Source organism: Streptomyces sp. NPDC028928 (genome assembly GCF_055564915.1).
On record NZ_JBVHVI010000026.1, the window covers coordinates 19114 to 38086 of the forward strand.

Here is an 18973-nt window from a genome sequence, read left to right on the forward strand (position 1 = left end):
CCAGGCCGGACGCCCGGAACACGCCGAGGGCCGTCTCGCGGTCCACGCGGCGGGCCAGGCGGTGCAGGGCGGCCGTGCCGCAGCGCAGGGTGCCGGTCGCCTCGGAGGCGCGGGCGCCCTCGGCGAGGCGGTACCACAGCGCCGGGTTGCGGATCAGGACCTCGGGGTCGAGTGCCGTGGCCGCGGGGAGAAGGGGAGGCCGGGGGTGGTGGGCCGGGGTGGGGCCGGTGTCGGGTCGAGTGGATGAGCCCGGGGGGAGTCGGTGTCGGGTCGAGTGGATGAGTCCGGGTGGAGCCGGTGTCGGGCCGAGTGGATGAGCCCGGGTGGAGTCGGCCCGGGTGGTGGCCACCGAGCGTTACTCCAGGCCGGACGCCCGGAACACGCCGAGGGCCGTCTCGCGGTCCACGCGGCGGGCCAGGCGGTGCAGGGCGGCCGTGCCGCAGCGCAGGGTGCCGGATGCCTCGGAGGCGCGGGCGCCCTCGGCGAGGCGGTACCACAGCGCCGGGTTGCGGATCAGGACCTCGGGGTCGATCTCGACCCGGTCGCCGTGGGCGTCGCGCAGCACCAGGCGCTGGGTGACACCGTCCAGCGGGCGCACCACGGTCAGCAGATCGGTGCGGACCCGGCGGGTGCGCAGCGGCAGCAGACGGCGGGTGGCCAGCCAGCCCGGGCCGGCCGACACCCGGACCGGGAACAGGACGAGGAGCAGCAGCACCGCCAGCAGGAGCCACAGGGCACCGCGCCACCAGGTCAGCCCGCCGGCCGTCCAGTCGACGCACAGCAGCAGCCCCAACAGGGCGCCGGCGCAGCGGACCGAACGGCGCACGTCCTCGGCCCAGTCGCGGTCGTACACCACGGCCCCGGCGCCGGACGGGCACGAGCCGGCCGTCTGGGGGCGGGTGTCGTCGCGGTGCTCCATAAGAGAAACGGTAGTCCTCCGGCGGTCCTGTGCGGCATGCCTTGACGGCGCCCTGACGGGCGGACGGCGGTTCTTGACGGGGTGTGAGCGTCCGGACGGAAGCGTCCGGACGGAAGCGTCCCCGTCACAAGCCCCGCGTGTCGATCCGCAGATGCCATGTGTTGCGGCGGTGGACGGACAGCAGGTCGGACTCCAGGGGAGACGGGGGGACGGCCAGGACCGGGCAGTGGGCGTGGGCCAGGCAGTGGCGGGAGACCCGGCCGGAGAAGGCCCGCTGCAGACCGCGTCGGCCCGTGCCCACGACCAGGACGTCGTCGTCCCGGTTCGCCGTGGCCACCAGGGCCCGGCCAGGGGCGCCGCGCACGACGAGGGCGTGCATCGGCACGCCGGGGCCCTCGGCGCCGAAGATCTCCTCGAGCACCGAGGCCAGCCGCTGCTTGGCCAGTCGCTGCCACTCCTGTGTCAGCAGACCGGGGGCGGGGCCGCGCCGAGCGGCGGGGTCACCGCCCGGTGGTTCCCAGGCCAGCACCGGCCACAGTTCGGCTCCCAGCCGGCGGGCCAGCGCGGTGGCCCGGCGCAGGGCCGTGACGCTGTTGAGGGAGCCGCTCACACCGACCACCACTCGCGCGACCGCCGAGGCGTCGTTACCGGACATGACTCCACCGTCCCGGACGGGCACCGGCGGGTTCGGCTCCCGCAGGGGTGCCCGACTGCAAGGTCCTCGCTCCTCCCTTCCATCCCACTCCCGTACCCGCGGTTCGACCAGCCGGACGGCCCGCGCCCCTCACCTCGTGCACGACACCTTGACGCTCCCTACGCGCCTTCCTAGAGTCGCCGTTCGGAACGTTCGGGAAATTGCTCGAATGTTTCGGCTTGCTGGTGGGCTGAACAACCCTGTCGACCGCTTCCAGCCGGCCTGCTTTCTTCTCGGGACCCTCTCCCAAGCAATGTCGAAAGTTTCGAAGGAGCGCATGATGGGCGACCCTGCACTGTCCCGCCGCGGCTTCCTGGCGGCCTCCGTCGCCGCCGGTCTCGGGGCGACCGCACTCAGCGGCTGCGGCGACTCGGACGGAGGGTCGTCCTCGGGGGCGACCACGATCGAGTGGTGGAACATCTCGACCACGGAACCGACCAAGACCGTCTGGGCCGGCCTGGCCAAGAAGTTCGAGGCCGACACCGGCATCAAGGTGAAGATCGTCCAGCTGGAGAACGACGCCTACAAATCGAAGATGACCGCGCTGACCGCCTCCGGGAAGCTGCCGGACATCTTCCACACCTGGGGCGGCGGCGTACTGCGGCAGCAGGTCGACGCGGGGCTGGTCGAGGACCTCACGGACAGCACCAAGCCCTGGGCCGACGGGCTGCTGCCGGTCGCGAAGGAGCCGTATCTCATGGACGGGAAGGCGTACGGCATCCCGTTCGACATCGGCATGATCGGCTTCTGGTACAACAAGGCGCTCTTCAGGAAGGCCGGGATCAGCACACCCCCGACCACCTGGAGCGGCTTCCTGGACGCCGTACGGAAGCTGAAGTCCGCCGGCGTCACCCCGATCGCCCTCGCGGGCAAGGAGAAGTGGCCCGGTATGTACTACTGGGCGTACCTCGCGATGCGCACCGCCGGCGTCGAGGCCCTCCGGAAGGCCAGCGAGAGCAAGGACTTCACCGGCGCCGGGTTCGTCGAGGCCGGACGGCACCTGAAGGAGCTGGTGGCCCTCCAGCCGTTCCAGAAGGGCTTCCTCGGCGCCGCCTACTCCACCCCGACCGGCCAGGCCGCCACCGTCGGCAACGGCAGGGCGGCGATGGAACTCATGGGGCAGTGGGCCCCGGTCGTGGAGGCGGACGCGGGCAAGGGTCTCGGTGCTGACCTGGGCTTCTTCCCGTTCCCGGAGGTCGAGGGCGGCAACGGGAAGATAACCGAGGTGTTCGGCGGAGGCGGCGGCCACGCCCTGCGCAGGGGAGCCCCCGAGGCCGCCTTCGACTTCCTGAAGTTCTTCGCCTCCCAGACCACCGACCGGGAACTGGTGAAGAAGACCGGGGTGCTGCCGGTCGTGCCGGCCGCCGAGTCCGCGCTCAGCGATCCCAACCTCAAGGCCGTACAGACCCAGTTGAAGGCCGCCACCGGCTTCCAGCTCTACCTCGACCAGGCTTACGCGCCCGCCGTCGGCCAGGAGGTCAACGACAGCGTGGCCGCGCTGATCGCCGGGTCCAAGTCGCCCGAGCAGGTGGCGCAGTCGATCTCCCGGACCGCCAAGGAAGAGCAGTAGCCGGCGATGACCTCCACCTTCCTCCCGGACAAGCGGAGAGGCCCCGCCGCGGGCCGCCCGCTCCCGGCCGTCCCCGCGGACCGCGCCCGGACGCGGCGGCGCGCCCTGAACTGGCTCACCGCGGTCGGCTTCCAGCTGCCCGCGCTGGTGCTGTTCATCGGGCTGGTGCTGCTGCCGATGCTGTTCGCGCTGTACGCCGCCTTCTTCCGCTGGGGCGGCTTCGGCATGCCCTCCGACTACGTCGGCGGCGACAACTTCACCCGGCTCTTCCAGGACGACGTCTTCCTGGGCGACCTGTGGCGCTGCCTGGTGCTGGTCCTGCTGTCGCTCGCCCTCCAGCTGCCGTTCGCGCTGGCCATGGCGGTGCTGCTCAACCAGCGGCTGCGCGGCCGGGCCGTGTACCGGATGCTGTTCTTCGCGCCGTACGTCCTGTCCGAGGCGATCACCGGTGTGTTGTTCAGCATGGTCTTCGCCCCCGACGACGGACTCGCCGACCACGTCCTGGGTGCCGTGGGCCTGGACGGCCTGGGCGGGGAGTGGTTCGCCGACCCCTCCTACGTCATGGCGACGCTCTTCCTGGTGATGATGTGGAAGTACTTCGGCTTCCACATGATGCTCTACCTGGCCGGACTCCAGTCCATCCCGGCGGAGCTGACGGAGGCGGCGCTGATCGACGGCGCCGGGCCCTGGCAGCGCTTCCGCAACGTCACCCTGCCGCTGCTCGCGCCCACCCTGCGCATCAGCGTCTTCCTGTCCGTCATCGGGTCGATCCAGCTGTTCGACCTGGTGTGGGTGGTCACCCAGGGCGGCCCCGACCACCATTCCGAGACGATGGCCGTGACCATGTTCCAGTACGGCTTCAAGCGCTACCAGGTCGGCTACGCCAGCGCGATCAGCGTGGTCATGTTCGGCATCTGCCTCGTCTTCGCCCTCGCCTACCAGCGGTTCGTGCTCCGCCGCGACCTCGAAGGGGCCACCACGAACATGAGGGGAGACGGCAAGTGAAGTCCCTGCGCCGACTGCCGCTGCACCTGATCCTCGTCCTCGTCGGCGCGGTGATGGTCGTACCCCTGCTGTACGCCGTCCTGTCCGGCTTCAAGTCCACCGACGAGCTGTCCCGCAACCCCTTCGGACTGCCCGAGCACTGGCTGACCGGCAACTACACCGGCATCCTCGGCTCGGGCGGCTTCTGGCGGCTGGTCGGCAACAGCACGCTGATCGCGGTCGGTACGACCGTGCTCGTGGTCGCCGTCTCCGCCCTCGCGGCCTTCTCCTTCGCACGGTTCGCCTTCCGCGGGCGGGAGGTGCTGTTCACCGTCTTCACGATGGGGCTGATGTTCCCCTTCGCGGTCGCGGCCCTGCCACTGTTCCTGCTGCTGCGCTCGCTTGACCTGCTGGACAACCCGCTCGGCGTGATCCTCCCGCAGGCCGCCTACGCGCTGCCGATGACGATCATCATCCTGCGCGGCTTCTTCCGGGAGATCCCCGGCGAACTGGAGGAGGCGGCCACGCTCGACGGGTGCAGCGCGTTCGGGTTCTTCTGGCGGGTGCTGCTGCCCATGGCCCGGCCGGCGCTCGGCACCGTCTCGGTGCTCGCGGTGGTCACCAGCTGGAACAACTTCTTCCTGCCGCTGCTGGTGTTCACCGACAGCACCTGGTGGACCCTGCCCGTCGGGGTCCAGCAGTTCCAGGGGCAGTACTCGGCGGAGTACGCCCGGGTCTTCGCCTATCTCGTCCTCGCGATGGTTCCCGCCCTCGCCTTCTACTCGGTCGCCGAACGCCAGCTCGTCGGCGGCCTCACCGCCGGCGCCACCAAGGGCTGAGCCGCACCTCTTCCCACCCACACGGAGACAGGAGTCCCACCATGCCCACGGCACGTCCGAGACTCGTCGGCGCCCTCGCCGCCGTCCTGGTCGCCGCCGGTCTGGCCGCCGGCCCCGCCGCACAGGCCGCGCCGTCCCCCGCACGGCAGCCCACCCTCGCCGACCTCGCCGAGCGCCACGGGCGCTACTTCGGCAGCGCCACCGACAACCCCGAACTCACCGACACCGCCTACACGGGGATCCTCGGCAGCGAGTTCGACATGATCACGCCCGGCAACGGCATGAAGTGGTACGCCACCGAGCCGCAGCAGGGCGTGTTCGACTGGACCGACGGCGACCAGATCGTGAACCTGGCCCGGAAGAACCACCAGAGGGTCCGCGCGCACACCCTCGTCTGGCACAGCCAGCTGCCCGACTGGCTCACCTCGAAGCAGTGGACGGCGAGCGAACTGCGGGCCGTGCTGAAGAAGCACATCACCACCGAGGTACGCCACTACCGGGGCAAGGTCTACTCCTGGGACGTGGTCAACGAGGCCTTCAACGAGGACGGCAGCTACCGCGAGACCATCTGGTACAAGACCCTCGGCCCCGGCTACATCGCCGACGCGCTGCGCTGGGCCCACCAGGCCGACCCGCACGCCAGGCTCTACCTGAACGACTACAACATCGAGGCGACCGGCCCGAAGAGCGACGCCTACTACCGGCTGGCCAAGGAGCTGAAGGCCCGGGGCGTGCCCCTCGACGGCATCGGCTTCCAGGCCCATCTGGCCCTCCAGTACGGCTATCCGACCACCCTGGAGGACAACCTCCGCCGCTTCACCCGACTCGGCCTCGACACCGCGCTCACCGAGGTCGACGTGCGGATGCAGCTGCCCGCGACCGAGGAGAAGCTGGCCGAGCAGGCCGACTGGTACCGGGACCTCACCGCGGCCTGCCTGGCCGTACGCCGCTGCGTGGGCGTCACCATCTGGGACTACACCGACAAGTACTCCTGGATCCCGGCGGTCTTCCCGGGAGAGGGGGCGGCCCTGCCCTGGGACGAGGAGCTGCGTCCCAAGCCCGCCCACCGGGCGCTGCGGGAAGCGCTGCGCTAGCGGCCCGCCACGCTTCGCGGTCACGTCCGGACACGCGTCGGGGCCGGTGCGCACCGGGTGCGTGCGGCCGGCCCCTCAGGTCACTGTGCCGTGGTCAGGCGGCGGTCATCACCTGATCCGCACCGAGCGGGCGGTGCGGTGCGATGATGCGGCCGTCCGGCAGCAGCTCACCGGTGTCCTCGAAGAGCAGGACGCCGTTGCACAGCAGGCTCCAGCCCTGCTCCGGGTGGTGCGCCACGAGACGGGCGGACTCCCGGTCGGCGGATTCGGCTGTCGGGCACGGCGGCTGGTGCTGGCACATGGGCGGGATCTTTCGCTCTGACGTGATCATGTCTGCCCCCGTGGTGAAGAGTCGGTCGGGATCCAGTGTTGTCCTCTGGGCGTCATTCCGCAGGGATTTCACGGCACCGCTTCTCACAGGTTCAGGACGCGTCACCCGCCCGGACGGTTCAGCCCAACTGCACTGTCACTTCGGGTGGTTCTCGGTGGCCGGATGGGACTAGTCCGCATAGCCCCGGCCGTCGGAGGCCCTGATCACACACGTACCCCGCTTCCCTTCCGGGGAGCGGGGTACGCGTGCGGGGGTCAGGCGGGCGAGCCGAGCACGGGCGAGCCGAGCAGCGGGAGAGGAGTCGCGCGATGGGTCAGCACCGGGAGCAACTCGGCGACCCGGAACGGACGGTGTGCCGGGATTCCGGGCGGCGCCGGCGCCAGGGGCACGAGCAGATCGGTGGCGGCCGGATGGCCCTCGGTGCCGTCGCCGGAGCAGTCACCGTGCAGCCACAGCGTGAGCATGTACAGACCGGGTACGGACAGCAGGCGCGCCTGGTACGGCTGTTGCAGCGTCTCCGCCTGCTGCAGCGCGCGCTCGGTGGAGGCGACGTAGGGGCCCTCGAAGAAGTGCGAGAAGGCCCAGCCGTCGGGGGTGAGCATGGTCTCGGCCGCGGCCACCGCGCGGTCGCCGCACCGGATCAGGAAGCGCCAGCCGGTCAGCCTCGTCGCGGACAGGCCTTGCGCGGTGATCCGGTCCAGGACGTGGACCGGCAGCGGGAGTTCGGGTGTCGCGGGACCCTGCGCGGCACGCAGGGAGGGAGTACGGGCCTCACGGACCGCGGTCGGGGAGCCGAGGGCGGTGAGGACGGAGCGCAGGGCAGGCGCGGGGGCAGGGGGTACGTGCAGCGGCATGTGGGTCGCCTCTCAGTCGACAGGCGCGGCGGCGCGAGGAGGGTGGGGCGGACGGCGCTGTCTGCTCACGGAAGGCCGGAGAGGTGGGGGCCCGGGTTGGTGTGAAAGAGACTGCGGCTCGGTCTGCCGCCCGTCAACAGTGACGACAGGAACACCGCGGAAACCAGAACCGAGGGCGCCAACCTTGTGCCTTGTGGACGAAGTTTATACGACGCGTGTTCGGCCGGTGTTTCGGCTATCGGATTCCGATCGACCGGGCAAGGCGGAATTACGCCGTCGATTTGCGGAAATCATCCCGATTTCAGGACCGAGCCCCCGCCGCTGACCTCGCCCTACGCGCCGGTAGCGGTCGGCCGAATGTCGTCGGCGTTTTTCACGAGGCAAAGGGGGCACCCGGTGGTACGCCCTGTGGCATGCCTCGTGAATGTGCCGCCGGGAACATTCAGAAAGAGTAGCGGGCGACGCGCCCGCGCGGGACGTTATCGATCGCTTCGGCTGGGCATCATCCCACCTGACCCGGGAGCCCGGCGGCCGGATCGTCGGCCCGCCCGTCCGAGGAGGGACACTTCGATGGGGGAGAAGGTCGTGGCAGGGCAGTTCGACCTGTCCGATCGCCAGCGATACCGTGAAAAGCTCCAGAAGTGTCTGACGGGGCTGGAGCGGCTGCTGCGCGAGAAGCGATTCGATCGCCCCAAGAACCTCATGGGAGTCGAGATCGAACTGAATCTCGCGGGCTCCGACGGTATGCCGAAAATGTTGAACGGCGAGGTACTGGAGCGCATCGCGAGCCGCGATTTCCAAACAGAACTCGCCATGTTCAACCTGGAAGTCAACATAGCCCCACACCGATTGGGCGGGCGGGTATTCGACCGGCTCGCCGAGGAACTGCGCACCTCGCTCGCCTACGCCGACAGGAAGGCCTCGGAGGTGGACGCGGGCATCGTGATGATCGGCATCCTGCCCACCCTCGACCGGGACGACCTGGTCTCCTCCAACCTCTCCGCGGTCGACCGCTACACCCTCCTCAACGACCAGATCGTCGCCGCGCGCGGAGAGGACTTCCGGCTCGACATCGAGGGCGTGGAGCACCTCGTCTGCACCTCGAAGTCGATCGTGCCGGAGGCCGCGTGCACCTCCGTGCAGCTGCACCTCCAGGTCACCCCCGCGCGGTTCGCCGACGTGTGGAACGCGGCCCAGGCGGCCTCGGCCGCGCAGATCGCCGTGGGCGCCAACTCGCCGTTCCTCTTCGGGCACGAGCTGTGGCGCGAGTCCCGGCCCCCGCTGTTCCTGCAGTCCACCGACACCCGGCCGCCCGAACTCCAGGCCCAGGGCGTACGGCCACGCACCTGGTTCGGCGAGCGATGGATCTCCTCCGCCCACGACCTGTTCGAGGAGAACCTGCGCTACTTCCCGGCGCTGCTGCCGCTCTGCGACGACGAGGACCCGCTGGAGGTCATCGAGGCCGGCGGGGTGCCCAAGCTCGCCGAACTCGTCCTGCACAACGGCACCATCTACCGCTGGAACCGGCCGGTGTACGGCATCGCGGACGGCGTCCCGCACCTGCGCGTGGAGAACCGGGTGCTGCCGGCCGGGCCCACCATCACCGACGTGATCGCCAACTCGGCCTTCTACTACGGCCTCGTCCGCGCCCTCGCCGAGGACTCCCGGCCGGTGTGGACACGGCTGCCGTTCGCCGCGGCGGAGGCGAACTTCGACGCGGCCTGCCGGTACGGCATCGACGCGCGCTTCGTCTGGCCCCGGCGGGGACGCTACGGCGGCACGGGCGAGGTCGACGCGGTCACGCTGGTCCGCGACGAGCTGCTGCCGCTCGCGGCGGCCGGGCTGGACGCGTGGGGGGTGGAGGCCGCCGACCGCGACCTCTACCTGGGCGTGATCGAGGAACGCTGCCGGCGCCGGGTCAACGGGGCGTCCTGGCAGGCGGCCACGTTCCACCGGGCGCTGGAGCGCGGGCTGTCACGGGACGCGGCCCTGGCGGCGACGACGCGTCGGTATGCCGAGCTGATGCATGTGGGAGAGCCGGTGCACACGTGGCCGGTGGGGCTGCCGGAGCCGGTACCGCTGGGGTGAGGGGGCCGGCGGCGGGCTGAGCGCCGTGCGGACCGCCGGTCCGAGCCGTGGGGGTTGACAAGAAGAGGCGCCGGCTTCCGGGGGCCGTCGGGCACTCCCCACGGTTCCTTCTGCGATCCTTGCCACGCGAAGGTGGGCCGTGGGCCCGTGAGGTCGCTGGAGGCAGGGGTGCAGGTGGAGGCTGGGTCGGTGGCTGGGGCCTCGGCGGGGGAGCGTGGCCGGCGGGTCCTGCGGGACGAGACGCTGCTCGTCCTCGGGCTCTCGCTCGGAGCGAGCGGGGTGTCCGCGCTGATCAGCTTCATCGGCTCGGTCACCAAGCCGGGCGGCCTCAAGGACCAGGCGGCCACCCTCAACGCCTCGGCAGCGCCGGGCCGGCCCTGGCTGGACCTGGCCTGGCAGCTCTTCGGCATCGCCACCGCGCTGATCCCCGTGGCCCTCGTCGCCCACCTGCTGCTGCGCGAGGGCACGAGCCTGCGCGCCCTCGGCTTCGACCGCACCCGGCCCTGGCCCGACCTGGGCCGAGGCGCCGGCATCGCGGCCGTGATCGGCAGCACCGGCATCGCCTTCTACCTCGCCGCCCGCGGACTCGGCTTCAACCTCACCGTCGTTCCCGAGGCACTCCCGGACGTGTGGTGGAAGTACCCGGTGCTGATCCTCTCCGCGCTGCAGAACGCGATCCTCGAAGAGGTGATCGTCGTCGGCTATCTGCTGCGCAGGCTGGGCCAGTTGGGCTGGACCCCGGGGACCGCGCTGGTCGCCAGCGCGGTCCTGCGCGGCTCGTACCACCTCTACCAGGGCATCGGCGGCTTCCTCGGCAACATGGTGATGGGCGTGGTGTTCGTCTGGCTCTACCGCCGCTGGGGCCGGGTCGGTCCGCTGGTCGTCGCGCACTCCCTGCTCGACATCGGCGCCTTCGTCGGCTACGCCCTCCTCGCCGGCAAGGTGGGCTGGCTGCCGACCGCCTGAGCAGGCCGTCAGGCGCGCAGCTCGCCCTCGATGACCGTCACCGCGCGGCCGGTGAGCAGGGTGCGCTCGCCCCGCAGACCGGTGCGGACCAGTCCGGTACGGCGGGAGGCCTGGAGCCCGGTGAGGTCGTCGCGGCCGAGCCGGGCTGCCCAGTGCGGCGCGAGCGCGGTGTGGGCGCTGCCGGTCACCGGGTCCTCGTCGATGCCGACGTTCGGGAAGAAGCAGCGCGAGACGAAGTCGTAGCCGCGGTCCGGGCCGTCGGCGCGGGCGGTGGCGATGACGCCCCGCGAGGAGTAGGCCCCCAGGGCGCGGTGGTCGGGGGAGAGGCCGAGGACGGTCTTCTCGTCGGCCAGCTCCACCAGCAGGTCGCCGACGTTCGGACCGGTGTCGAAGACGACGACCGGCTGCGCGCCCAGCGCCTCGGCGACCCCGGCCGGAACCTCGACCGGGGTGAGCGGGGCGGTCGGGAAGTCGAGGGTGACCGAGCCGTCCGCCGCGGGCGTGGCGATCAGCACGCCGCTGCGGGTGGCGAACCGCACCGGACCCTGGTGCGCGCCGGTGGTGTGCAGGACGTGGGCCGTGGCGAGGGTGGCGTGCCCGCACATCGCGACCTCGGCGACGGGCGTGAACCAGCGCAGCGCCCAGTCCGCCTCGCCGCCCTCGGGCAGCCGGTGGGCGAACGCCGTCTCGGCGTGGTTCACCTCCATCGCGACGTTCTGGAGCCAGTCGTCGTCCGGGAAGACGTCGTCCAGGAGCAGGACTCCGGCCGGGTTGCCGGCGAAGGGACGGTCGGTGAAGGCGTCCACGATTCGAATGCGCATGACGCCGACGCTAGTGGTTCCGAGCGCCACCGGACCAAGGCCAATCCACGAGTGCCGGACTGATTCACGAGGGCCGGACGGAGTCCCGGCCGGCCGCGGTCGCGCGTGCCCGCAGCCACGGGGCGAGCTGGACGACGCCGAACGACACCTCCACGACGAGGAAGGGCCACAGCACCCGCGGCCCGCCGTGGGCCAGCGCGTACGCCTGCCACAGCGAGAACAGCACGCGCGCGGTGCCGTCGAGGAGACCGTGCAGCGGCAGCGGCCGTACGACGCGCAGGACGGACCAGACCACGACGACCGAGCCCATGAGGTTGGCGTACAGGGTCTGCACCGGGGTGAGCGCGGGCATGGTGCCGAGACCGGCCGCGTCACCTCCGGCCGACAGGAGCCGGTGGACCAGCGCGTAGGTCCAGGGCGTCGCGAAGCCGGCGGTGACGATCAGGTCGTACCAGCCGCTGGTCCGGACGACGCGCAGATAGGCGGGGGCGGCAGGGCGCATCGGGCCTCCTCGGAAGGGCTCGCTCGGGCGCCGCTCACGCTAGACAGCGGAGTACGCTCCAAGGTCAAGTCGGCCGAGCCGCGGGGGAGTCATGCGCATCGGAGAACTGGCGGCGCGTACCGGGGTGTCCAAGGACACGCTGCGCTTCTACGAGAAGATCGGCCTGATCGAGGGCTGCCGGCTGCCCAACGGCTACCGCGACTTCCCGCCGGAGACGGTGGTCTGGCTGCAGTACGTGCGCACCGCGCAGACGCTCGGGTTCACCCTGGCCGAGATCGCCCGGCACGGAGCGGAACTGCGGGACGCGCCGGACAGCGCCGAGGCCCTGACCGCTCTGTTCCGCGACAAGATCCGCATCGTCGACGAACGCATGGCCGCGCTGGCGGCACTCCGGGCCGACCTCACCGCCCGCGCCGGCACCGGCTGCCCTCTGCGGCCGGCGAACCGGGCCGGCTGAGCCTCCGTCCGCGTCCCGACCCCGGACAAGGGGCTTGTCACGCGATCGGTCCCGATATATCGTTGAGTCATCGCGAACGATACGCGATGCAAACGTGACAGATCAGCGATGGAATGGAGTGATCACGATGCGTACCCACGGATTCGAGCGTGGACATCGGCACGAGGGCCCCGGCCGGCGGGGCATGGGCGGCTTCGGCGGCTTCGAGGGGCGGCGGGCCGCCTTCGGTCCCTTCGGGCCGGGTGGCCCGGGATTCGGTCCCGGCGGGCCCGGATTCGGACCGGGGCCCTGGGGGCCGCGCGGGCGAGGAGGCCCGCGAGGGCGGGCGCGGCGGGGTGATGTGCGCGCCTCGATCCTGGCCCTGCTCAAGGAACGGCCCATGCACGGCTACGAGATGATCCAGGAGATCGCCGAACGCAGCGGCGGCGCCTGGAAGCCCAGCCCCGGCTCGGTCTACCCCACCCTCCAGATGCTGGAGGACGAGGGGCTGATCGCCAGCGAGAGCGAGGGCGGCAAGAAGCTGTTCTCCCTGACCGAGAGCGGACGGGCCGCCGTCGAGGAGATCGCGGACGCCCCCTGGGAGGAGGCCTCGCGCGGAGTCGACTGGGAGGCCCTCAGTGAGATCCGCCAGGCCGGCTTCGGTCTGATGGAGGCCTTCGGTCAGGTCTGGAAGACCGGCAGCAAGGAACAGCGCGAGAAGGCGCTGGCCGTCATCAACGACGCCCGCAAGAAGCTGTACCTCATCCTCGCCGACGAGCACTGAGCCCCGCAGGCGAGTGCCGTCGCCCGTACGACGGTCCGGGCGCCCCGCGCGTTGACGCGTGCGGGGCGCCTTCGTGTGTCCGGGCTCAGGCCACCAGGCCGCCCAGCCTGCGCAGCGACTCGTTCAGGGCGGCCGTCGCCGAGTCCCTGAGCTTGCCCGCCATCAGCGACACCGCGGCGCCGGTGAACTCGCCGTCGATCCGGACCGTCGTCGCGTCCCCGTCCGGGGTCAGGGTGTAGCGGGTGGCGACGGTCACCGCCATCGGGCCCTTGCCGCGGATGGCGAACACCCGGGCCGGCCGCAGTTCCTCGATGGTCCAGTCGACCTCCGCCGGGAAACCCATCAGCTTCATGTTCTCCTGGAACGTCCCGCCCACGGCCAGTGTCCGCGGACCGCCCCGGGGGAAGCTGGTGTGGGTCGCGTTCCACGCCCCGTACGACGGCCAGTCGGTGAGCTGGGCCCACACCTTCTCGGCCGGCGCCTGGATGCGTGCCTCCGCGCTGACTTCGGCCATGCGACCACCCCTCCGGATCGGGCGTATCGGGCTACGGTGTCGCGGAACGTAGCGGCAGGGGCGCGAACATTCAATACTGATGAACCGTCAGAAGTGTGGTGAGGGTGCGCCGCCCTCGCGCGGGACGGTCAGATCTCCTCCGTAAGGATGAGATCCGGGTCGGCGATGTCCACTCGGCGTGGGACGCGAAAATGGTTCCCCTCGTGGATGCGCCGTCCCGTTGAGGCTGATGAGGTAGGGGATGTGCAACCCCGTACAGCCCCTCGGGCCGCCCAGGACGGAGCGGTTCCGCACCCGGACGGCGCTGCCGGGCTCGACGCCGAGCTGGCAGCGGTGGTCGCCGGTGCCCGCCGCCGGGCCGTGCGGGACGGAGACCGGCAGACCGACACCGCCCATCTGCTCCACGCCCTGCTGGAACACGACCCCGAGGCCCGCGCCGCCGTCGGCGGACCGCAACGGCTCGCCCGCCTCCTCGGCTACCTCGTGCAGCGCAGCATCGGCTACGGCCTGCGCTGGCAGGCCGGCGTGGAGGACTCCGGCGCGATTCCCCTCGTACCCGCCCCGGCCGCTCCCGCCGACTCCGCCGGCGGGGGTGCCGACAACTGGTCTCCCGCCGCGGCCGCCGCGCTCGCGGACGCGGCGGCCCGCGCCCGGCGGCGGGGGGCACCCCGTGTCGGCGGCACCGACCTGCTCGCCGCGCTCGCCGCGGACCCGGAGTCCCGGGCCGTCGAGGTGCTCGAACGGGCCGGCATCCCCGCCCGTGAGCTGTCCGCGCGGATCGAGGCGGGAGCCGGCGGGGACGCCGACGGCGGCGCGGCCCGCTGACCCTCGGGACGCCCCGCGGTCCACCAGCTGAGACAGGTGTCACCAGGGATGACGCTCCTGTCGGCGCCTGTCATCATGTGCCGGTGCATACGTCTGTGAGCAGTCACCACAGTCCCGGCAAGGGAGCCGGGCTCGGTCTCGCCATCGTGTCGGCGCTGGCCTTCGGCGGTTCCGGAGTGGCCGCCAAGCCGTTGATCGAGGCGGGACTGGAACCGCTGCACGTAGTGTGGTTGCGGGTGGCGGGCGCCGCCCTGGTGATGCTGCCGACAGCCGTACGGCACCGGGTCCTGCCCCGCCGCCGGCCCGCGCTGCTCGCCGGGTTCGGACTGCTCGCCGTCGCCGGTGTCCAGGCCTGCTACTTCGCCGCGCTGTCCCGCATACCGGTCGGCGTTGCCCTGCTCATCGAGTATCTGGCCCCCGCCCTCGTACTGGGCTGGGTGCGGTTCGTGCAGCGGCGGCCCGTCACCCGTGCCGCCGCGCTCGGCGTGGTCCTCGCGGCGGGCGGCCTCGCCTGCGTGGTCGAGGTCTGGTCCGGGCTGAGCTTCGACGTGCTGGGCCTGGTCTTCGCCCTCGGCGCCGCCTGCTGCCAGGTCGGCTACTTCGTCCTGTCCGACCAGGGCAGCGACGCGGGCGACGCGGCGCCGGACCCGCTCGGTGTCATCGCCTACGGCCTGCTCGTCGGCGCCGCCGTGCTGACGGTCGTGGCCCGGCCCTGGAGCATGGACTGGTCGGTGCTCGCCGGCTCCGCGGATCTGGGCGGCACCTCCGTACCGGCCGTCGCCCTGCTCGCCTGGATCGTGCTGGTCGCCACGGTGATCGCGTACGTCACCGGCGTCCTGTCCGTGCGCCGGCTGTCGCCGCAGGTCGCCGGCGTCGTCGCCTGCCTGGAAGCGGTCATCGCCACCGTGCTGGCCTGGGTACTGCTCGGCGAGCACCTGTCCGCGCCGCAGGTCGCCGGTGGCGCGGTCGTCCTGGTCGGAGCGTTCATCGCCCAGTCCTCCGCCCCGGCCAAGGGCTCCGCGGAACCGGTCGCCTCGGGCGGCGCGGAAAGGGAGTTGTCCGCCCGGGGCACCGCCGCCTAGAGTCCGGATCATGCCGCAGAACGCACTCGTCCTTCCGCCCCCGGCCGCCTGAGGCGGGCCTCCGGGTCATCGCCCGGCGCACGCGCGCCGGGCTGGACGGTGCTGCCCGCAGAAGAAGTCCGTGCGCCCCGCCGTAGCGGGACGCCCCCGAACTTCCGCACGTACGCGTGCGCTTCTGCGGAGAGATTCCCTTGTCGACATCGACGTTGTCGCACTCTGTTTCCGGCCTGCCCGTCGGGCGTGGCCTGCTGTACCTGATCGTCACCGGTGCCGCCTGGGGCACCGCGGGCGCCGCCGGCTCGCTGGTCTACCGGACCAGTGACATGGGCGCTGTCGCCCTCTCCTTCTGGCGCTGCGCGCTGGGGCTCGCCGTCCTGTCGGCCGGCCGGCTGCTGCGCCGGCGCGTCCGCCGTACGGCCACGGCCACGGCCGGAGTCACGGCCACGGCTCGGTCCCGTCGGCGCGGGGTCATGAGGGCCTTGACCACCGGAGTCGCCCTCGCCGTGTTCCAGACCGCGTACTTCGCGGCCGTCGCGTCGACCGGGCTGGCCGTGGCCACCGTCGTGACCCTCGGCGCGGGCCCCGTGCTCATCGCGCTCGGCGCCCGGCTGCTGCTCGGCGAGCGGCTCGGCGTGGGCGGTGTCGCCGCGGTCGCCGGTGCGCTCGCCGGGCTGGCCGTACTCACCCTCGGCGGCTCGGCCGCGACCGTCCGGCCGGCGGGTGTGCTGCTGGCCGTGGCCTCGGCGGCGGGCTACGCCGTCATGACCCTGCTCACCCGCTGGTGGGGCAGGGGCGGCGGTGCGGACGCCGCCGGGACCACGGTGGGGGCGTTCGCGGTGACCAGCCTGTGCCTGCTGCCGTTCGCGGTGCACGAGGGGCTGCTCCCGCACACGGCCCATCCGGTCCGGCTGGTGTGGCTGCTGCTCTACATCGCCGCCGTGCCCACGGCCCTGGCGTACGCCCTCTACTTCGCGGGCGCCGCCGTCGTCCGGTCCGCCACCGTCTCCGTGATCATGCTGCTGGAGCCGGTGACCGCGGCCGTGCTCGCCGTCGTACTGCTCGGCGAACGGCTCACGGCGACCACGGTGGCCGGCACCCTGCTGCTGCTCGGTGCCGTAGCCGGACTCGCCGTGAGCGAGGCCCGTGGCGCCGGCCGGAGCCGGTTCCGGTGTGACGGTGTGTGACCCGCGCCGTCAGCGCGCCGCCAGGTAGTCCGGCAGCTCGATGCCGGGCGCCAGGTCGGCGTTGGGGACCGGGGTGTCGTAGCCCTTGCGGAGCGGGACGACCCCGGCCCAGTGCGGCAGGGCGAGGTCGTCCGGCTCGTCGTTGGCGCCACCGGTGCGGACCTTGGCCGAGACCTCCTCCAGGTCCAGGCGGATGACGGCGGTGGCGGCCAGCTCCTTCTTGTTCGCGGGCCGGGAGTCGGCGGCCCGGCCCGGGACGACGTGGTCGACCAGCGCGTCCAGGGCGAGGCGCCGCTCCTCGGGGTCGGTGACCTCGTGCGCGATGCCGTGCACCACGACCGAGCGGTAGTTGATCGAGTGGTGGAAGGCGGAGCGGGCCAGCACCAGCCCGTCGACGTGGGTGACCGTCAGGCACACCGGCAGACCGGGGTCGGCCTGACCGGTCATCCGCAGCGGGCGCGAACCGGTGGACCCGTGGACGTACAGCCGCTCGCCGACCCGGCCGTACAGCGTCGGCAGGACCACCGGGGCGCCGTCCCGGACGAAGCCGAGGTGGCAGACGTACCCCTCGTCCAATATCGCGTGCACCAGCTCCTTGTCGTACGACGCCCGGTCGGCGGAGCGCGTGGGCACGGTCCGGTCGGTCGGCGGGTAGGCGGTGGCCCGGGTGTCCTCGGTCGTGCCCTGCATGGCGGTCCCCTCGATTGCGGCGAACTTTGTACTAGTGCATAATGTTCTTTGTGTTAGGAGAATATCGGATCACGGGGCGCGGTGCAGCCGAGATTGCCGCCAGCGTCGAGCAGGCGGTCGGGGCCGGGGAGCTGGAGCCGGGTCAACCCCTGCCCCCCATGCGGGAGTTGGCGGACCGGCTGGGGGTGAATCCGAACACGGTCGCGGCCGCGTACCGCACGCTGCGCGAGCGCGGGGTGATCGAGACGGCCGGCCGCCGGGGGAGCCGTGTCCGTGCCAAACCGGCCACCACCGGCCGGGAGCAACTGCGGGTGGAGGTGCCGCCCGGCGGTCGCGACCTCTCCACGGGCAACCCGGACCCGGCCCTGCTGCCCCGCCTGGCCCCGGCCCTCGCCGTGGCGGCCGAGCGGAGCGACGACCGGCCCGTCCTCTACGGCGACGCACCCGTGGACGCCGGCCTCGCCCGGGCGGCCCGCGCCGAACTGGACGCCGACGGCGTCCCCGCGGGCCCGCTGACCGTGACGTCCGGCTCCCTGGACGCCGTCGAACGCCTCCTCGCCGCGCACCTCCGACCCGGCGACACGGTCGCCGTCGAGGACCCCGGCTGGGGCAGCCTCCTCGACCTGGTCCCCGCCCTCGGACTGCACACGGCCCCGGTCGGCGTGGACGACGACGGACCGCGCGCCGACGATCTGCGCCGCGCCCTGGAGTCCGGAGCCCGCGCCGTGATCGTCACCGACCGGGCCCAGAACCCGACCGGCGCCTCGGTGACCGCCACGCGCGCGCGTGCCCTGCGCGCGGTGCTGCGCGACCACCCGGGGACCCTGCTCATCGAGGACGACCACGGCCACGGCATCGTCGACCTGCCCCTGCACCCCCTCGCGGGCGTCACCCGTCACTGGGCCTTCGTCCGCTCCGCCGCCAAGGCCTACGGCCCCGATCTGCGCCTCGCCGTCCTCACCGGGGATCCGGTCACCGTCGACCGGGTCCAGGGCCGCCAGCGCCTCGGCCCCGGCTGGGTGAGCCTCCTGCTGCAGCGGGCCGTGGCCCACCTGTGGACGCACGGCGCGGTGGACCGGGCGGCGGTGGCGCGGTCGTACCGGGCCCGCAGGGTCGGTCTGGTCGAGGCGCTGGCGGAGCGGGGTGTCGTCGCCCACGGCCGCAGCGGTATGAACGTCTGGGTGCCGGTCCCCGACGAGACGGCCGCGGTGGCCCGGCTCCTCCAGGCGGGCTGGGCGGTGGCGCCGGGAGCCCGCTTCCGTCTGGCCTCCCGCCAGGGCGTCCGCGTCACGGTCTCCCCGCTCACCGAGGAGGACATCACCCCTCTGGCCGACGCGGTGGCGGCGGCCGTACGGCCGTCTCCGGCCCGCGCTTACGGCTAGAGGGGCTGGAGACGGGTGCTCGGGACTACGGCTTAAGGGGCTGGAGCCGGGTGCGCAGGAGGCAGAACTCGTTGCCCTCCGGGTCGGCCAGGACGTGCCAGTCCTCGGTGCCCGTCTGGCCCACGTCGGCGGGCTTGGCGCCGAGGGCGAGCAGCCGCTCCAGCTCGGCGTCCTGGTCGCGGTCGGTGGCGTTGACGTCGATGTGCAGCCGGAGCTTCCCGGTCCGCGGCTCGCTGCTGGGGATGAACACGAGGACGGGCTGCGGGCCGCCGAATCCGGCGTCGGCCGGCCCGATCCCGATGACTCCGTCTCCCCGGCCGATCTCCACGTAGCCGAGTACCTCGCGCCAGAACGCGGCGAGCCTCTCGGGGTCGGCGCAGTCGATGACCAGTTCACTGATGCGGCATGCCATGC

At 72.3% G+C, this 18973-nt stretch carries 21 protein-coding genes and 1 pseudogene; 12 read left to right on the plus strand and 10 right to left on the minus strand.

What is annotated here, in order from left to right:
* From ACZ4U1_RS38985 to ACZ4U1_RS38995, 3 genes and pseudogenes are all read right to left on the minus strand, one after another.
* Positions 1–349, minus strand: a pseudogene (locus ACZ4U1_RS38985) (hypothetical protein); the annotation flags it as partial.
* A 6-nt stretch (positions 350–355) separates the two neighbouring features.
* Positions 356–919 carry a hypothetical protein gene (locus ACZ4U1_RS38990; RefSeq protein ID WP_467908913.1) on the minus strand — a complete coding sequence of 188 codons (564 nt, stop codon included), beginning with the start codon at positions 917–919 and terminating at the stop codon, positions 356–358.
* Between the two features lie 124 nt (positions 920–1043).
* Positions 1044–1574, minus strand: coding sequence for a universal stress protein (locus tag ACZ4U1_RS38995; RefSeq protein ID WP_467908914.1), 531 nt, complete (start codon positions 1572–1574; stop codon positions 1044–1046).
* A 319-nt stretch (positions 1575–1893) separates the two neighbouring features.
* Here ACZ4U1_RS38995 and ACZ4U1_RS39000 point away from each other — a divergent pair, with 319 nt between their 5' ends.
* From ACZ4U1_RS39000 to ACZ4U1_RS39015, 4 genes are read left to right on the plus strand one after another with little or no spacing between them, the layout of a single operon-like run.
* Entirely contained in the window at positions 1894–3183 is a 1290-nt protein-coding gene (locus ACZ4U1_RS39000; protein ID WP_467908915.1) for an extracellular solute-binding protein, read from the plus strand.
* A gap of 6 nt (positions 3184–3189) precedes the next feature.
* Entirely contained in the window at positions 3190–4188 is a 999-nt protein-coding gene (locus ACZ4U1_RS39005) for a carbohydrate ABC transporter permease (protein WP_467908916.1), read from the plus strand.
* 53 nt (positions 4189–4241) lie between these two features.
* Positions 4242–5006, plus strand: a complete 765-nt coding sequence (locus ACZ4U1_RS39010) for a carbohydrate ABC transporter permease (RefSeq protein WP_467908973.1) — start codon at positions 4242–4244, stop codon at positions 5004–5006.
* Between the two features lie 41 nt (positions 5007–5047).
* Complete coding sequence (locus ACZ4U1_RS39015) at positions 5048–6100, plus strand: endo-1,4-beta-xylanase (RefSeq protein ID WP_467908917.1); 1053 nt, start codon at positions 5048–5050, stop codon at positions 6098–6100.
* A gap of 94 nt (positions 6101–6194) precedes the next feature.
* Here the strand turns inward: ACZ4U1_RS39015 and ACZ4U1_RS39020 are convergent, their stop codons facing one another.
* Positions 6195–6401, minus strand: a complete 207-nt coding sequence (locus ACZ4U1_RS39020; RefSeq protein ID WP_361699339.1) for a DUF5999 family protein — start codon at positions 6399–6401, stop codon at positions 6195–6197.
* 284 nt (positions 6402–6685) lie between these two features.
* Complete coding sequence (locus ACZ4U1_RS39025) at positions 6686–7285, minus strand: hypothetical protein (protein ID WP_467908918.1); 600 nt, start codon at positions 7283–7285, stop codon at positions 6686–6688.
* Positions 7286–7855: 570 nt separating this feature from the next.
* On the opposite strand from ACZ4U1_RS39025, the gene ACZ4U1_RS39030 reads away from it, so the two are divergent.
* Positions 7856–9373 carry a glutamate-cysteine ligase family protein gene (locus tag ACZ4U1_RS39030; RefSeq protein ID WP_467908919.1) on the plus strand — a complete coding sequence of 506 codons (1518 nt, stop codon included), beginning with the start codon at positions 7856–7858 and terminating at the stop codon, positions 9371–9373.
* Between the two features lie 168 nt (positions 9374–9541).
* Positions 9542–10339 carry a CPBP family intramembrane glutamic endopeptidase gene (locus ACZ4U1_RS39035; RefSeq protein ID WP_467908974.1) on the plus strand — a complete coding sequence of 266 codons (798 nt, stop codon included), beginning with the start codon at positions 9542–9544 and terminating at the stop codon, positions 10337–10339.
* Positions 10340–10347: 8 nt separating this feature from the next.
* Here ACZ4U1_RS39035 and ACZ4U1_RS39040 read toward each other — a convergent pair whose 3' ends face one another.
* Both ACZ4U1_RS39040 and ACZ4U1_RS39045 read right to left on the minus strand, forming a co-directional pair.
* On the minus strand, positions 10348–11160 hold the full coding sequence (locus tag ACZ4U1_RS39040; RefSeq protein ID WP_467908920.1) for a PhzF family phenazine biosynthesis protein: 813 nt from the start codon (positions 11158–11160) through the stop codon (positions 10348–10350).
* Positions 11161–11224: 64 nt separating this feature from the next.
* On the minus strand, positions 11225–11662 hold the full coding sequence (locus tag ACZ4U1_RS39045; protein WP_467908921.1) for a hypothetical protein: 438 nt from the start codon (positions 11660–11662) through the stop codon (positions 11225–11227).
* Positions 11663–11753: 91 nt separating this feature from the next.
* Between ACZ4U1_RS39045 and ACZ4U1_RS39050 the strand changes: the two genes are divergently transcribed.
* Entirely contained in the window at positions 11754–12119 is a 366-nt protein-coding gene (locus ACZ4U1_RS39050; RefSeq protein ID WP_467908922.1) for a MerR family transcriptional regulator, read from the plus strand.
* Positions 12120–12246: 127 nt separating this feature from the next.
* Positions 12247–12882, plus strand: coding sequence for a PadR family transcriptional regulator (locus ACZ4U1_RS39055; RefSeq protein ID WP_467908923.1), 636 nt, complete (start codon positions 12247–12249; stop codon positions 12880–12882).
* 85 nt (positions 12883–12967) lie between these two features.
* On the opposite strand, the gene ACZ4U1_RS39060 is transcribed toward ACZ4U1_RS39055, so the two are convergent.
* Positions 12968–13396: a type II toxin-antitoxin system Rv0910 family toxin gene (locus ACZ4U1_RS39060; protein ID WP_467908924.1), complete on the minus strand. Its 429-nt coding sequence runs from the start codon at positions 13394–13396 to the stop codon at positions 12968–12970.
* A gap of 243 nt (positions 13397–13639) precedes the next feature.
* Between ACZ4U1_RS39060 and ACZ4U1_RS39065 the strand changes: the two genes are divergently transcribed.
* From ACZ4U1_RS39065 to ACZ4U1_RS39075, 3 genes are all read left to right on the plus strand, one after another.
* Positions 13640–14221, plus strand: coding sequence for a Clp protease N-terminal domain-containing protein (locus ACZ4U1_RS39065; RefSeq protein ID WP_467908925.1), 582 nt, complete (start codon positions 13640–13642; stop codon positions 14219–14221).
* 77 nt (positions 14222–14298) lie between these two features.
* Complete coding sequence (locus tag ACZ4U1_RS39070; RefSeq protein ID WP_467908926.1) at positions 14299–15303, plus strand: EamA family transporter; 1005 nt, start codon at positions 14299–14301, stop codon at positions 15301–15303.
* 206 nt (positions 15304–15509) lie between these two features.
* Complete coding sequence (locus tag ACZ4U1_RS39075) at positions 15510–16487, plus strand: DMT family transporter (protein ID WP_467908975.1); 978 nt, start codon at positions 15510–15512, stop codon at positions 16485–16487.
* Between the two features lie 9 nt (positions 16488–16496).
* Here ACZ4U1_RS39075 and ACZ4U1_RS39080 read toward each other — a convergent pair whose 3' ends face one another.
* A complete protein-coding gene (locus tag ACZ4U1_RS39080; RefSeq protein ID WP_467908927.1) occupies positions 16497–17177 on the minus strand; it encodes a pyridoxamine 5'-phosphate oxidase family protein in 681 nt (226 codons plus the stop codon).
* 50 nt (positions 17178–17227) lie between these two features.
* On the opposite strand from ACZ4U1_RS39080, the gene ACZ4U1_RS39085 reads away from it, so the two are divergent.
* Positions 17228–18559: an aminotransferase class I/II-fold pyridoxal phosphate-dependent enzyme gene (locus ACZ4U1_RS39085; RefSeq protein ID WP_467908928.1), complete on the plus strand. Its 1332-nt coding sequence runs from the start codon at positions 17228–17230 to the stop codon at positions 18557–18559.
* A gap of 25 nt (positions 18560–18584) precedes the next feature.
* Here the strand turns inward: ACZ4U1_RS39085 and ACZ4U1_RS39090 are convergent, their stop codons facing one another.
* Complete coding sequence (locus ACZ4U1_RS39090; protein WP_467908929.1) at positions 18585–18971, minus strand: VOC family protein; 387 nt, start codon at positions 18969–18971, stop codon at positions 18585–18587.
* Positions 18972–18973: the final 2 nt, after the last annotated feature.